The following is a 15,122-nucleotide window of genomic DNA, read 5'->3' on the forward strand; positions in this document are numbered from 1 at the left end:
GGGAACGGGCGCAATTAATCAACGGTAAGATTGAGTTTCTGCCGCTTCCTGCCTCGGGAACGCTGGTTCGACTCAGAGTGCCAAAGGAGAAGTCAAATTCGCATGGCGGATAAGATTTCCGTTCTGTTGGTGGATGACCACAGCCTCGTACGGCGCGGGTTCCGACGCATTCTCGATGATGAACCCGATATCTCGGTGGTTGGCGAAGCCGGCAATGGCGAAGAAGCCATCCGGCTAGCCCGTGAACTCCGACCCAGAGTCGTAGTGATGGATTGCGCTCTTCCGGGAGTGAATGGCCTGGTTGCGACCCGCCAGATTTTAGAAAAGTCGCCTAAGGTTTCCGTTCTCATGCTCAGCATGCATTCCGAAGATACCTGGGTGCGCCAGGCCCTGGATGCCGGTGCGCGCGGGTACATCCTCAAGAATGCGGTTGATCTGGAATTGCCGGTAGCGATACGCCGTGTGGCAGCGGGGGAAATCGTGCTTGATCCCCAGGTCGCCCGCCCCGACACGCTCAAGGGAGAACGGAACTGGGGGTTGACCGAGCGCGAGCTGGAAATTCTGCAGCTGATCGTCGATGGCAAGTCGAACAAGGATATTGCCGCGCATCTCGACCTCAGCGTGAACACCGTAGCGGTTCATCGCGCCAATATCATGGAAGCGCTGGGCATTCACAAGACGGCAGAGCTCGTGGTATATGCCATCCGCAACGGGCTGGTGAATATTCCTTGAGCCGCAGCCCCCTCCCCCCGGTGACCCGCAGATCTTTTCTCTATGCCCTCTCAGGCGGACTCGTGGGGTTCTCAGCCGGATCTGCTCTGCCCTCGCTTGCCTATCCCGAAGCGCCATCCAGTCCAGGTTTTCGCCTCGTCGATGTTACAGGTAACGCAGGCATCCAGTTTCACCACAACAGCGGCGCCTACGGCGGAAAGCTGTTGCCCGAGACGCTGGGCTCCGGTTGCGCCTTCCTCGACTATGATCGCGACGGCTGGCAGGACATCCTTCTGGTCAATGGCATGGATTGGCCCGGCCATAAACGGCAGCGATCCACGCTGCATCTCTACCGCAATAATCGCAACGGAACGTTTACTGACGTCACTCGCAGTGCCGGTCTTGATGTCGAGATGTATGGCATGGGAGTGGCGGTCGGGGACTACAACAACGATGGATTTCCTGACATCCTCATCACCTGCGTGGGACAGAATCATCTCTTCAAGAACACCGGCAAGGGCTCGTTTGTGGATGTGACGCACGCTAGCGGTCTCGGGGGCAGACAAAGCTTCAGCACCTCAGCCCTGTGGTTCGACTTCGACCGCGACGGCCTGCTCGATCTTTTTGTATGCAATTACGTGAAGTGGTCTCCTGAACACGACGTCTTCTGCAGTCTCGATGGAAAGCACAAATCCTACTGCACACCGGAGGCTTACCGCGGCGAAACCTGCTGGCTGTTTCATAATCGCGGCGACGGAACTTTCGAAGATGTGACTGCAACCAGCGGGATCTTCGACACCAGTTCCAAATCGCTGGGCGTAGCCATGCTCGACGACGACCGCGATGACTGGCCGGATCTGCTGGTCGCCAATGACACCCAGCCCAATAAGCTCTACCGCAATCAACACAATGGCACGTTCAAGGATATTGCAGTAGAAGCCGGGATTGCCTTCAGCGCGGAAGGAAAAGCGCGCGCCGGTATGGGCGTGGATGTCGCCGACTTCGATAATTCCGGCAGCCCGGGCGTAGCGATTACCAACTTCGACAACGAAATGATGGGACTGTACCGCGCCGTCAGTCGTGGCGGGTTTGAGGATGTGGCAGTGGAAGCCGGCGTAGGACGAGCCTCCAAGACCACACTCGGCTTTGGCTGCATGTTCATCGATGCCGGCCTGCGCGGCGCTCTCGACCTCATGGCGGTGAATGGACATATTGATGACACGGTTCGGAACATCCGCTATGGGGTCGGCTATGCGCAGCCGCCACACTTGTTCCTCAATGACGGGAAGGGTCACTTTCGCGACGTGGCCGCCGAAGTCGGGCCAGATTTTGCCAAGCCGAAAGTTGGACGAGGCCTGGCTTACGGCGATTTCGATCGCGATGGCGATTTGGACATTCTGGTTACAAGCAACAACGGCCCGGCATTTCTCTACCGCAATGATCAGCTTTCAGGGAATCGCAGCATCCGCCTTCACCTGGTCGGGACGAAGTCCAATCGCGACGCCATCGGTGCGAAAGTGCGGATTTTCTACGCTGGCTCGAGTCAGTCGCGACTGGTAAAGGGTGGATCGAGTTATTTGTCGCAATCGGAGTTGCCTCTGACGTTCGGCCTGGGCAAGCAGGACGTCATCGAGCGCGCAGTAATCGAATGGCCAAGCGGCCGCACCGAGGAATACAAGAACCTGGCTGCCGGGCGAAGCTACGAATGCGTCGAAGGCAAAGGGATCACGCCGCAGCAGGGGTTCTAGGCGGTACAACTCCCCCACCGCCCGCGATTCAGACTTGCAGTGCCTGTTTCATCAATCATAACTCTGCGCTGATTGTTTACCCAACCATCTGGCAAGGGTAAGATCGCAGGCAAGCGAAAGAATGCGGCGCGCCGAATGGATCCAGTTGGTCTTCGTCTCGATCCTGGCTCTCGTGGCCTGGATTCGTCCCCTCACGGCTGTGCGGCGCTGGCGGGTGGCCCTGTTGGCAGCCCTGGCCATCGTTCTGATTGTGCTGGCAAGAATTTCGGCTTCCTTCCTCCCGCCGCTTGCGTCTTCGGTGATTCGCGACTGGCTGCCGGCGCTGTTATTGCTCGTGCCTTATTGGCAGACTGGTCTTCTCTTTACCGCTCCAGATCCTGATCTGGAGAAAAAGCTTTCAATATTCGACCAGCGCGTGTTCGCGACGCTTCGCCTCGATCCCGCCAGGATAAGGCTAGGGCCACTGCTCTCTCTCTGGTTCGAACTGGCTTACGTGCTCGCTTATCCTTTGGTTCCGCTGGGCCTGGCGGCGCTCTACCTGACTCATCGGCGAGCGCAGGCGGATTGGTACTGGCAGGCGGTTCTGGTGGCGAGCTATATCTGCTACGCCATTACCCTCTTCGTGCCGGCGTTCCCTCCGCGCATGCTGAAAGAGCGCCGGAGTTCCGCATCTGAGCGTACTCGCATGCGAAAACTGAACGAGGGTATTCTCGCCCGCGCCGGGATTCAGGCCATCACCTTTCCCAGCGCTCATGTGGCATCGTCCACCGCAGCTGCGCTCTTTCTGCTGCGCCTCAATCTGCCACTAGGGCTCATTTTTCTGGCCATCGCGCTCAGCATTGCCGCAGCCACCGTGATAGGGGGATATCATTACGCAGCGGATGCCTTGCTGGCTCTGGTCATAGCGGTGCTGGGGTTTGTTTCCATCTTTGTGGTCCATTAGCGGCACGAGGCGCACAGCCGGCAACAGGAAAAATCGCGAAAGCCCACGCCTGCAGCTAAAATAAGTCGAGCCTCATGCGTGCCGGGAATGAATATCGCACCTACTAAGCGTAAGCTGCGAGCGCTGTCGTGGCATTTGCGGCAGGCGCACGTCGTGGCTAAGGCTCTGCATTCCCGCCGCCATCCCATTGTGGCGCACATTATTCCCACGCGCAGATGCAATCTCTCCTGCACTTATTGCAATGAGTTCGACGATTTTTCCAAGCCTGTGCCTGTCGAGCTCATGCTGCGGCGCGTGGACCGCCTCCACGAACTCGGCACCACCATCATCACCATCAGCGGCGGCGAACCGCTGCTCCATCCGCAATTGGACGACATCATCAGGCGCATCCGGCATCACCGCATGATCGCCACCCTGATCACCAATGGTTACCTGCTGACGCCGGAGCGCATACGTCAGCTGAACCGCGCCGATCTCGATCACCTGCAGATCAGCATCGACAACGTTCGGCCCGACGACGTTTCCAAGAAGAGCCTGAAGGTACTCGACAAGAAACTGCAGTGGCTGGCCGAGCATGCAGAGTTTCAGGTCAATATCAATTCGGTGGTTGGGTCTGCGATCGAAAATCCGGAAGACGCCACCGCCATCTCACGCCGCGCTCACGAACTTGGATTCGCAGTCACAATTGGAGTCGTTCATGATGGTGGCGGCGGACTTCATCCGCTGAATGATCGCCAGCACCGGGTTTATTCCGACCTGGTAAACATCGGCTCAAAATCGTTTTCCAGCTTTGCCTATTACAACCAGTTCCAGAAAAATCTGGTGCGCGGATTATCGAACGATTGGCATTGCCGGGCTGGCAGCCGCTACGTTTACGTCTGTGAGGATGGCCTCGTGCATTATTGCTCGCAGCAGCGCGGCTGTCCGGGAATTCCGCTCGAGCAATATGGCCCGCAGGATCTCGAGCGTGAGTATCACAGCGTGAAGTCGTGTGCTCCCTACTGCACGATTTCCTGCGTTCATCAAACGTCGATGATCGACCAGTTCCGCGAAAATCCCCGGGAAGCGCTGGCTCGTTTCTTTCCACCCCGGCCCGGCCGGAAAGAAGCCTTCAATTTGCCAATTCCCGTGCGCGCCATGACGTGGCTGTTCCTCCCCGGCGCTCCGGGAAGCCGACGCCAGTTGCTGACCCAAACCTTCACGCGCGCCGCGCTGCGCCTGCTCGGAGTGCGATAGTTTTTCAGCCGTAACCTTTCAGATCAGAAGCGAACTGCAGAATCGGCCTGGGTCTCGTCCTGCAGATTCCGTTGCTCCATCTCCCGCTCGCGCAGCCAGGTGAAGATCACAGGCGTGACGATGAGCACGTGCATCAGCGAACTCACCATCCCTCCCAAAACAGGAGTGGCCAGAGGCTTCATGACTTCTGCGCCGGTGCGGGTGGACCACATCAGCGGAAGCAGTCCGGCAACGACTGTCGCAACCGTCATCACCTTCGGCCGCAACCGCAGCAGTGCGCCCTCGATCACCGCATCGTGCAGACCCTGTTTGGTCAGGCCGCCTTCAGCAGCTACTTTACGCACCACTGCCTCTTCCAAATAGATGACCATCACCACACCGGTCTGGACCGCGGTTCCGAACAGCGCGATAAAGCCGACCCAGACCGCCACGGAGAAATTGAACCCCAGCAGCTTGAGTAGAAACACTCCGCCCGTGAGGGCGAAAGGCACCGCCAGCATCACGTGAGCGGCTTCCTTCCACGAGTGATAAGTTTGGTAGAGCAGCAGGCAGATAATCAGCAACACGATCGGAATTACGATCTCCAGTCGGCGCTTGGCGCGAATCTGGTTCTCATATTGCCCACTCCACTCGACGTAATAACCCAATGGCATCTTCACCTGCCTGGCCACCACCCGCTTGGCTTCGTCCACAAATCCGCCAACATCGCGCCCACGAACGTTCAACAGCACCGTCCCGCGTAGCAATCCGTTTTCGCTGCTGATCATGGAAGGGCCCATGTTGGTCCGAATCGTAGCTAGCTCACCCAGAGGTATCTGCGCGCCGTCTGGGGCAGTGACCAGCACATTCTTGAGATCTTCAATGTTCTCGCGAAAATCGCGAGCATAGCGAACCCGAACCGGAAAGCGTTGGCGGCCCTCGATAGTAGTAGTGAGATTACGTCCGCCCACCGCAGTCTCGATCACATCCTGGACGTCCTGAATGTTGATCCCGTAGCGGGCAGCAGCCGCGCGATCGATCTCGATCTCCAGGTAAGGCGTGCCAGTAATGCGCTCGGCATAGAGATCCACTGCGCCGGGAACGCTTCGCAAAACCCTTTCGATCTCCGCCGAAAGCCTCTCAATCGTCTTGATGTCGGGACCGAAAACTTTCACGCCGACCTGCGTGCGAATCCCAGTCGAAAGCATGTCGATGCGATTGCGAATCGGCTGCGTCCAGATATTGGTAACGCCTGGAATGTGCAGCTTTTCGTCAAGCCGGGCCAGAATGGCGTCCTTTGTGAGCCCCTTGGGCCACTGGTCTTTCGGCTTCAGAACGATGGTGGTCTCCGCCATGTTGATGGGCGCGGGGTCAGTAGCCGTTTCGGCGCGGCCGATTTTTCCCACCACCGTTTCTACCTCAGGATCGGAAGCGATGATCCGGTCTTGCTGGCGCAAAATTTCCGTTGCTTTGGTAAGCGAGATGCGTGGATCGGTAATCGGCATGAACATCGCGCTCTCTTCATCCAGAGGCGGCATGAATTCCGACCCAATCGTGCGAGCGACCAGAAGAGCTGCCACAAAAAGCGAAGCCGCCGCGAGCAACGTGATGGCGCGGTGACGCAGCGCCCATTTCAGTGTAGGCCGGTATAAAGCCCGCAGAAAACGCATCACTGGATTTTCCTCTTCCCGACGCAGCTTGCCACGGATCAGCAGCGTGCACAGCACCGGTACCAGAGTGATTGCGATAATCGTCGAGCCCACCATCGAGAACGTCTTGGTGAACGCTAGCGGATGAAACATTTTGCCTTCCATGCCGGTGAGCGCGAACACTGGGATGAAGGCGAGAATGATGATCACCATGGCGAAGAAGATCGGCCGCCCCACCAGCTTGGCTGCGTCCAGTGTGATCTGCCACAAATAGGGCCTGTATTCGCCGTGAGTTTCGGAGAAGCGTTCGGCATGGCGAATAACGTTCTCCGTCATCACGATTCCCGCGTCCACCAGCACGCCGATAGCGATCGCGATTCCCCCCAGCGACATGATGTTCGAAGAAATGCCCCAGCCTTTCATGAACAGAAAGGCGCTTAGCACAGCCAGCGGCAGCGGCAAGGTAACAACCAGAATGCTGCGAAAATGCCAGAGGAAAACCACGTGCGCCAGAGTGACGAGGATGATTTCTTCCAGCAATGCATGCCGCAGAGTATCGACTGAGTGATGGATAAGAACGCTGCGATCATAGAAAGGAACAATGCGCACGCCCTTGGGCAAGCCAGGGCTGATGGCTTCGATCTTGGCTTTCACGGCATCGATCACCTCCAGAGCGTTGGCGCCGTAGCGTATGACTACAACCCCGCCAACTGCCTCGCGTCCTGCTTTATCCAGAACCCCGCGGCGAAAATCAGGTCCAAGTTGCACGGACGCAAGATTGCGGATGTAGATGGGAACGCCGCGAGTCGCGCCCACCACGATGTTCTCGATGTCCTGGGTGTTCCTAATGAGCCCGAGGCCACGCACGGCGTATTCCGCATCCCCGAGCTCCAGCACCTTCGCGCCTACGTTGTTGTTGCTGCGCTCTACTGCTGAAAAAACATCCTTCATGGAGATGTTGTAGGCGCGCAGCTTCACCGGATCGATATCGATCTGGTATTGCCTGACGTACCCGCCGACACTGGCCACTTCAGCAACTCCCGGGATGGAATTGAGCTGATAGCGAACGTACCAGTCCTGGATGGAGTGCAGCGTGCCGCTGTCATACGGACCCTCCAACGTGTACCAGAACACCTGGCCGACACCGGTGGCATCCGGACCTAGCACAGGCGTGACTCCCGTCGGCAGGATGCTGCTGGCAAGGCTTAGCCGTTCGAGAACCCGCGTGCGGGCAAAATAGACGCCAATGTTATCTTCGAAGATCAGGTTGATCATGGAGAAGCCAAAGGCGGAGGACGAGCGCACCGTCTTCACTCCCGGCAAGCCCTGCAAATTCACGGTCAGTGGGTACGTGATCTGATCTTCGACTTCCTGGGGGCTGCGTCCCGGCCAGTCGGTGAAAACGATTACCTGGTTTTCGCTGAGATCAGGAATCGCATCGATTGGGGTGTGCAGTAAGGCCCAATAGCCGCCGGCAGCCAGGGCGGCATAGGCGAGGAGGATTAGCAAACGATTGCGCAGCGAGAATTCGATGATGCGGTTGATCATGGCTTCTCCTACTGCGCTCGCAAGCGAACGTGCTCGACCGCGAGGGCTTTACCCCCGCGCGTGACCTCAACAGTTGTGTTCCACGAGCCCGCCATGGGCACGCGAATCTGTCCTGCGTATTCGCTGCCGGTCCACCGAAGCTCCCCGCCACTTCGCATCTCCTGCATGTTCATCGACGGCATAGCTGGCATCACCAGCGTGACCTTCACCTGTGCATCGTTGACTCGGCCACCATTTCTGTCCGTGAGGCCCACATAAAAGGTAGCCAACTCATTTCCTTTAAGCGGGGCCGGGTCGGTGGTCAGGTTGAACTTCACCCGCGACGCACCTTCTCCAGTAGCGGCTCGGTTCCCCTCGTGTGCCGCGAACTCCTTCGATCCCCCAAACAATCCGGTCATGCCGCCGGTGAGGCGAGTCTGGGAATCGATCAGGAAGCTGCCATTCACCACCACCTGCTCGCCATCGCGCAGCCCTTTCAGCACCGGGTAATAATCTTCGCCAGCGCGTCCGACCTCGATCTGCCGTGCTTCGAAGACTCCATTCCCCTTGGCGACGTACGCGATCTGACGTGTACCGGTATCGAGAACCGCAGAACGTGGTACCACCAGCAAATTGGCCGAGCTCGCCGAAACGAACTCGGCGCGCACGAACATTCCGGGACGCAGACGCATTCCGGCGTTGCTGACGTGAATATGAACCGGCACAGTACGAGTCTTAGTGCTGGCGGTCGGCTCGATGAACTCCACGCGACCGTGAATGCTGCTGCCGGGAAGTGCGTCGGAAGTGATGATCACCGCGTGATTCACGCGAATCTGTGGCAGATCGATTTCGTACACGTCTGCCTTCACCCACACGGAACTCAAATCCGCCAGCGTGTAAAGAACGTCGCCGGTGTTGACGTACTGACCCTGCGTTGCTTTGCGTTCAACGATAGTCCCGCCGGTAGGAGCGTAGATGGTAACGTGAGGAACGGAATCGCCGCTGTGGTCCTCGCTGATCTTTGACGGAGAAATGCCCCATAACTCTAGCCGGTGCCGGCTGGCGGCAACCAGATCGTCAGCCTGCTCGATGGCCTGCTGCTCTGCGTTTTCCCCCAGTTGTCGGCGGCTCTCCAGTGCCAGCCGATACTCTTCGACCGTGGTGCTTACTTCAGGACTGTAGATTTCTGCGATCGCCTGACCGCGTTGGATCGTCTGCCCGGTGTATTGCACATAAAGCTTGTCGATGCGCCCCGCTATGCGAGCACTAATCGTGGCTAGCTGAGTTTCTGGTTCTTCCACGCGCCCGAAGGCCTGCAGATGATCCGTCAGCCGCCGGCGGCGCACTGGTTCCAGTTGTATGCCCGCAGCCGCCTGCTCCTGCGCGGTGAGCTCGACGGAGGCGCCGGATTCCGCGAATAACTCGGAATCGATTCCGGAAGAGGCTGCCTGGCTCTCTGAGCGCGCTATGCTCTCTGAGCGCGCCGTTTCGCTGGCCGGCCGGCTCGCCAGCACCGCGCGTCTGTTCTGCATTACACGAATGCCCCGAATCGCAGCCAGCGAGATCAGCAGGCCAAGGGCAAGTCCAATGACAAGGAATTTCTGTTCTCGTCCGTTCATTGCACTCCTCCTGCTGAGGAGGACTTGCTCGTGGACTCCCGTGGAATCGGCGCTCCGACCGCCTGCTCCAGCTCCGCCATGCGGCTTTCAAATTCGGCTTCTGCTTTGAAGTAACTGGACTGCACGTCGAGATTCAGGTTCTGACTGTCCAGCAGGTTCAGATAGTCGCCGCGATCATTCTTGTACGCGGCGGCCGCCGCTTTGAGCGAGGCTTCAGCTTGTGGGCGAAGCGTGTCGCGATAAAGCACGGCCATACGCTGTGCCGTCCGCGCTTTGATCCACGCTTCCTGAATTTGCAGGAAAACAGCACTGCGTTGATTCTCGTATTCCGCCTGCTGAGCAGAGACTGCTGCCCGGGCTTCACCGATCTCGGACTCGTGCTTGCGGCGGTTCAGCCAGGGAAGATTCAGTGAGAACTCAAGCATGTAGTTGTTGCGGAACTTCGCGTCTTCCGGCAGGAGCATGTAACCACCGCCCACGGTGTAGTCGGGCGAATATGATTTTTCCGCCAGGCGCTGCTTGGCCTCGCTTTGCTCGATGGCTTTCGAAATCGCCAGTAGTTCAGGTCGGCTCTCCACCGCCAGTCTCTGCAGGTCCGCCAGTTTAGGAAGGCGATCGGGAATCACGTATTCGCCAACAACTTCCAGCGGTTGTGAGGGATCACGCCCACAAAGCGCGTTTAAAGTAGCGCGGGCGATCTGGCCATTTTGTTCCAGGTCAATGAGGTGCTCCATCAGGCGGGTCAGCGCAATTTGTGCTTTCAAGACATCCTGCTGCGGAACACGGCCAACGGTGTACTTGATGCGCGCGGCCTCCAGTCCCTGACGAGCCAGCGTGGCCTGCTCGTCATGCAATCGCCATTCGTCGTAGTTTCGCAGTAGGTCGTAGAACGCTTTGCGAACCCGAGTACCGACTTCGCGGCGCGTGGCCTCCAGCTCAGCTTTGGCGATGTCGATCTGCTTGCCGGCAATCTCGGAACGCAAGCCGCGTTTTCCTGGTCCGGGCAGGGACTGCGAAAACATGAACATGTTCTGCGCCTGGTTCAGGTTCCAGGGCTGCCGCAGCGGCGTGCCCCAATCGCGATACTGGAAGACTGGATCCTCCAGCGCACCAGCGTCTGCCTGACGCTGCTCTGCAATGGTGACACGACGGACAGCTGCGCGAATTTCCGGGTTGCTCACCATCGCGATCTCTTCCAGTTCGGCGAGGGTCTTCGCCGGGACCTCAGAATGATGCTGTTGCATCGTCTCGCCGAGTTCCGACAAATCGAGCGGAAAGGGATCTTCTGCAAGCAGCGCGATCGGCGCCAGTAGTAATAGGGCGATTAGACGTGAGACTCTCATCTCCAACTCCAGTGACAAAGCGATTGCGTTGGTCATGCCCGCGAGAGCGCAGGCGCAAGGAGATGGAGGCGCTCTAGATTCTCAGTGAGAGGAGAGAGCGCAAAGGCGGCGGAGAAGCATTGGAAAAGTTAACTGCAATAACAGTACGAGTGGAACTGAGGGCGGAACCCGTGTGCGGAATCCCCACAAGCTGCGGACTTGTCGGGGCAATCCGAGTTACCAGGGACTCCTTCTCCTGCTGCTGAGATGAACAGCAGGAGCGGGCGCCAGGTGAAGTTGAGCCACTGATACCTGAGCTCGGGTGACAGCAGTCGTGCGAAGCTGGAGAGGTTCCCAGCATTGGCATCAGACACGCCATCGCTGGACTCGCCGCGGCGGTTAGCACTACCGCCAGAATTACCGCCGAAATGTACCTTCTCCAGAGCACGAATTTTCGACCTGTTTCAGCAGAGCATATAACGGATTAGGGAATTAGACCAACTGCGGGAGGTCACAATGGGCATGGTTACCATGCCACAGTTGGCTGCCGATCCTCAGAACTCCCGGTACACCCTCAGCCAGCGGGAGAAGAAATCCAGCAACTCGCCTGGCGGACGCAGCCACACTTCAGCGCTGGTCTCACGCCACTCTGGCCTGCACAATACCGTCAACCCCCGCGGGCGAAGCTCCCGGAAGGCATCTTCGTCGGTCTGATCATCGCCGAGGTAAGCAGCCGGAGTTCGGGGATTGCTCTCCCCCAACACTGTTCGCACCGCATATCCCTTGGTACGGCCGCCAAAGCGTATTTCCAGGCCGCCGTCGAATTCCATGAGCGAAATTCCTGCGCGCTGCGCCAGTGGTTCCCATCCCGAGATCGCCTGCTGACGGATGTTGGCCGCGTCCTGCGGGGCCAGCCCGCGCCAGTGCAAGGTGACGCTTCCCGGTTTCAGCTCGGCGTGCTGTTGCAGATTCTGCTCGCGAAGCCAGTCTCCCGCTGCAGCCAGCGCGTCCTCGACCCCGGGGTCGACCTTGGCAACTTCATAGGTGCCGTCGGGACGCAATCGCTCCAATCCATGCGAGCCCCAAATCTCCGGATAAGGATAAATTCCCAACAGAGGGATGACGTCATAAGCGGTCCGACCGGTGACGACTACCACGCGGGTATGGCCGTCGCGCATGATGTCCTTCAATAGTGCAGACAGGCCTGGATAGGGCAGTGCCAGATGCCGCTGCTGGCGGAAAGGTGCGAGCGTCCCGTCGTAGTCCAGCAGCAGGATGGAATGGGGAGAGTTCCTGAGCTCTGCCAGGAACTGTTCAATCCGTGTGCTCGTAACCGCCAGAACCAAACTCCACCTTCACTCTTCAGGCCGCCGGCACCGGCGTGCGCGCGTTTTCTTTCGGTTTACCGGGCGTGTCGAGACGGATGTCGCAGAGCTCGGCGACCAGATTGGCGGCCCAGCGGAAGATGTTGTGCTCCTTTACCGTCTGCCGCATACGTTGCATACGCGCTTGCCGCTCCTCCTCCTCCATCTCCAGAGCGAAATGGATGGCTTCGGCAGTTTGTTCGATGTCGTAGGGATTTACTAGCAGAGCGTCACGCAACTCCCGTGCTGCACCCGTGAAACGGCTCAGGATGAGCGCACCCTGTTCGTCGTGCCGGGCGGCAAGAAATTCCTTCGCAACCAGATTCATTCCATCGTGCAGCGATGTAACCAGGCAAACGTCGGCTGCGCGGTAAAAACGCTGAATCTCCTGATGAGTGTGCTGCCGCTTAAGGAAGAGAATGGGTTTCCACTTGCCCTTCTGGAAACGCCAATTAATGCGGTCGGCCTCCGCTTCCACCTCCGCCATAAAATCGTGATACCGCTTGATGTGCGTGCGGCTGGGCGCGCCGATCTGCACAAAGGTGAACTGGTTCACGTAGGAGGGGTATTTCTCCAGCAAACGTTCTACTGCCTGGAAGCGCTCCAGAATTCCCTTGGTGTAGTCCACGCGGTCCACACCTATACCCAGGAACGCGCTCTCAATCCCCAGCTCTCGCATCAGTGTCGCTCTTTCCGTGTAATTGCCAGCCTGGGCGGAGGCGCGCGGCTGCGACTCCGTAAAGTCCACGCTGATGGGAAATGGCCGCACCATGGTCAGATGACCAAAGCGCCGCACCGAGAAGTGTTCCCAGTCCACACGCGACTCCAGGGCACGGTCCACCGTCGCCAGAAAGTTGTTGCAGTGCTGCTGCACGTGGAAACCAACCAGATCGGCTCCCAGCAGTCCATCCAGCAGCACGCGCTGCCAGGGACAGATGCCGAACGCTTCCGGATTCGGCCAGGGAATGTGCCAGAAGATAGCCACTCGCGCATCTGGACGCCGCAGTTTCACCAGGCGAGGAAGCAGCGCGAAGTGATAGTCCTGAGCCAGCAGCAGCGGCTCCTCCACACCTTCCATTTCTTTCAGCACCGCGTCGGCGAACTTGCGATTCACCTCCTGGTAATACTCCCAATCGCTGGCGCGAAACGTAGGACGGGTGTGCGCGATATGGCATAGGGGCCACAGCCCCTCATTGGCGAAACCATAGTAGTAGCCCTGCTCTTCTTCCTTCTCCAGCCAGACGCGCCGCAGTGTGTAGCGAGCATCTTCGGGAGGAACGCGCAGGCGATCATGCTGATCCACAGCCTCGCGATCGGCGTCCCCGCTCCCATGCGCGACCCAGGTTCCGTCGCATGCACGCAAGATCGGCTCCAGCGCTGTGACCAGCCCGCTGGCAGGGACAACCACCTCTATCGCCTTGCCTTGCCGAAGGTGCATGTAAGGCTCACGATTCGCCGCCACGAACAGCCGGCTCTCACCGAGTTTCGACTGCACATGCACTGCAAGCCGCTCGGCTGTCCACAGCGACTCCCCTGCCTCGCGCAGGCGCGCCTCGGTTTCGGCTGCCGAACGTGCCTGATTTAAACTCTCAGCAAAAGTCTTCATCTCATGCGCCAGCGGCCGCAGGAAATCCCAGTCGGGAGGAGGAGCGTGACGGGCTGAGACTTTGCCCGTGCGCAACGCGCGCATCCACTGCGCCGCCCGCGCGATTGGACCCTTCAGGCTCCAGCGTACGATCAGCAGTGTCACCAGCGTGATCAGCACCACTTGGGCTAACACACGCAGGAAGGTCTCCCACCAAAAACGCCGGCTCAGCGCATTGATATAGGAGCTGTCGTGAACGATCAGCAGGCCCCCGGAAACTTCTCCCTGGCGATGCAATGGCAGCGCATAAACTTGCAATGGAGTGCCATCGAGACGCTGGAACTGACTCTGCGCACGATCCTGAGTGACCGATTGAACTAGAACTGGCGGCGTGGAAGGGAAATAGCGCGCTACCGCGGGGGTCATCGCCAAGGCGGTTCCCTCCGGGTTGTAAACCGCTATCCCTACCAGGTTTTCGCGATTCCCGAAGCGCCCTACAAAGCGCTCCAATTCCCGACGCGACCCTTTGTCCAGGTATCCTTCAACGTTTCCGGCCAAGCTCTCAGCGAGCACCTCTGCGCGGTGTTCCAACTCCCTGCGAAGTCCTCTTTTCTGGACTTGAACCTCATACGAGGAAGAAAGGAAGGAGACCAGGGCCACGCCGAGAATTAAAGAGACGATTAGACGTACACTCAGAAGGCGCATCTCACCTCCCGCATTCCGCCAACCCTCCTTTTACGCAAAAACCCTGAGCGCAGACGTGCTTGGCAGTCCGATTCAAATCAAGAGAAACGAGTTGTACCGCACGCCCCGCAGGACTTTATGCTGACGTTCCTCACCCTAGGCAAGATAGGCCGTTACTTCCACACTGGGTACCGATTTGTTACAAAGCAGCAACTGGACTGCCAACCGCGGACATCCTAAGCGCTCACTGATATCAGACCTGGATAGTCGGCGAAACTGGCATTCTTCACAGCCTGTTTAGGCGAAATTTTGCCTTTCCACCGGGAGATTCTACTACCCGGACGAGCCATTGCGGGCCTATTTACCTCCCTCCAACGCCACTCGCAACAAACCGGAACTGAAGAAGAGGCGAATTTCTGGAGTCTCAAGTCGAGAAATCCAACGTCCCGCGGCGCCGTTTTATGAGATCACTGCCGGTCGGCCTCTGTTCGAGCAGGAGAGAGAGCACAAGCTACTCATAAACTACTAATGAAAATAATAACTTACACATCTCAGAATCGGGCCTTCGCTGATCCTGGCTGCTGATCCTGGCTATGGTATCGAACTTGCACTCACCCATCTCAACCAGCATGGGTGGGGACCATAGAGAATCTTAGCGACCGCGCATGTGGTGTCCGGGTTTGGGCGCACGGCGTTCCGGACAGGGCGGTTTCTACCAGCCAAGGAGTGAAGCATGAGGCAATCACAACAGCCGC

Annotated in this window: 9 protein-coding genes; 4 read left to right on the forward strand and 5 right to left on the reverse strand. The window is 58.4% G+C overall.

Annotated elements, in window-relative coordinates:
• Positions 1 to 102: 102 nt before the first annotated feature.
• The 4 genes from VEG30_01995 to VEG30_02010 all read left to right on the forward strand — a co-directional run bounded on the left by VEG30_01995 (position 103) and on the right by VEG30_02010 (position 4,638).
• On the forward strand, positions 103 to 732 hold the full coding sequence (locus VEG30_01995; protein ID HXZ78670.1) for a response regulator transcription factor: 630 nt from the start codon (positions 103 to 105) through the stop codon (positions 730 to 732).
• Between the two features lie 20 nt (positions 733 to 752).
• Positions 753 to 2,459 carry a CRTAC1 family protein gene (locus VEG30_02000; protein HXZ78671.1) on the forward strand — a complete coding sequence of 569 codons (1,707 nt, stop codon included), beginning with the start codon at positions 753 to 755 and terminating at the stop codon, positions 2,457 to 2,459.
• Positions 2,460 to 2,580: 121 nt separating this feature from the next.
• Complete coding sequence (locus tag VEG30_02005) at positions 2,581 to 3,402, forward strand: phosphatase PAP2 family protein (protein ID HXZ78672.1); 822 nt, start codon at positions 2,581 to 2,583, stop codon at positions 3,400 to 3,402.
• Positions 3,403 to 3,489: 87 nt separating this feature from the next.
• Positions 3,490 to 4,638: a radical SAM protein gene (locus VEG30_02010; GenBank protein HXZ78673.1), complete on the forward strand. Its 1,149-nt coding sequence runs from the start codon at positions 3,490 to 3,492 to the stop codon at positions 4,636 to 4,638.
• Positions 4,639 to 4,661: 23 nt separating this feature from the next.
• On the opposite strand, the gene VEG30_02015 is transcribed toward VEG30_02010, so the two are convergent.
• The 5 genes from VEG30_02015 to VEG30_02035 all read right to left on the reverse strand — a co-directional run bounded on the left by VEG30_02015 (position 4,662) and on the right by VEG30_02035 (position 14,274).
• A complete protein-coding gene (locus VEG30_02015; GenBank protein ID HXZ78674.1) occupies positions 4,662 to 7,814 on the reverse strand; it encodes a CusA/CzcA family heavy metal efflux RND transporter in 3,153 nt (1,050 codons plus the stop codon).
• Between the two features lie 8 nt (positions 7,815 to 7,822).
• The gene (locus VEG30_02020; protein HXZ78675.1) at positions 7,823 to 9,412 is read right to left on the reverse strand and encodes an efflux RND transporter periplasmic adaptor subunit; all 1,590 of its coding nucleotides are present in this window, start codon (positions 9,410 to 9,412) and stop codon (positions 7,823 to 7,825) included.
• Positions 9,409 to 10,755, reverse strand: coding sequence for a TolC family protein (locus VEG30_02025; GenBank protein HXZ78676.1), 1,347 nt, complete (start codon positions 10,753 to 10,755; stop codon positions 9,409 to 9,411). The genes VEG30_02020 and VEG30_02025 overlap by 4 nt, the downstream gene beginning before the upstream one ends.
• A gap of 533 nt (positions 10,756 to 11,288) precedes the next feature.
• A complete protein-coding gene (otsB, locus tag VEG30_02030; GenBank protein HXZ78677.1) occupies positions 11,289 to 12,080 on the reverse strand; it encodes a trehalose-phosphatase in 792 nt (263 codons plus the stop codon).
• Between the two features lie 16 nt (positions 12,081 to 12,096).
• Positions 12,097 to 14,274 carry a trehalose-6-phosphate synthase gene (locus VEG30_02035; GenBank protein ID HXZ78678.1) on the reverse strand — a complete coding sequence of 726 codons (2,178 nt, stop codon included), beginning with the start codon at positions 14,272 to 14,274 and terminating at the stop codon, positions 12,097 to 12,099.
• Positions 14,275 to 15,122 lie beyond the last annotated feature (848 nt).

The organism is Terriglobales bacterium, assembly GCA_035624455.1.
Lineage (GTDB): Bacteria > Acidobacteriota > Terriglobia > Terriglobales > Acidobacteriaceae > DASPRM01.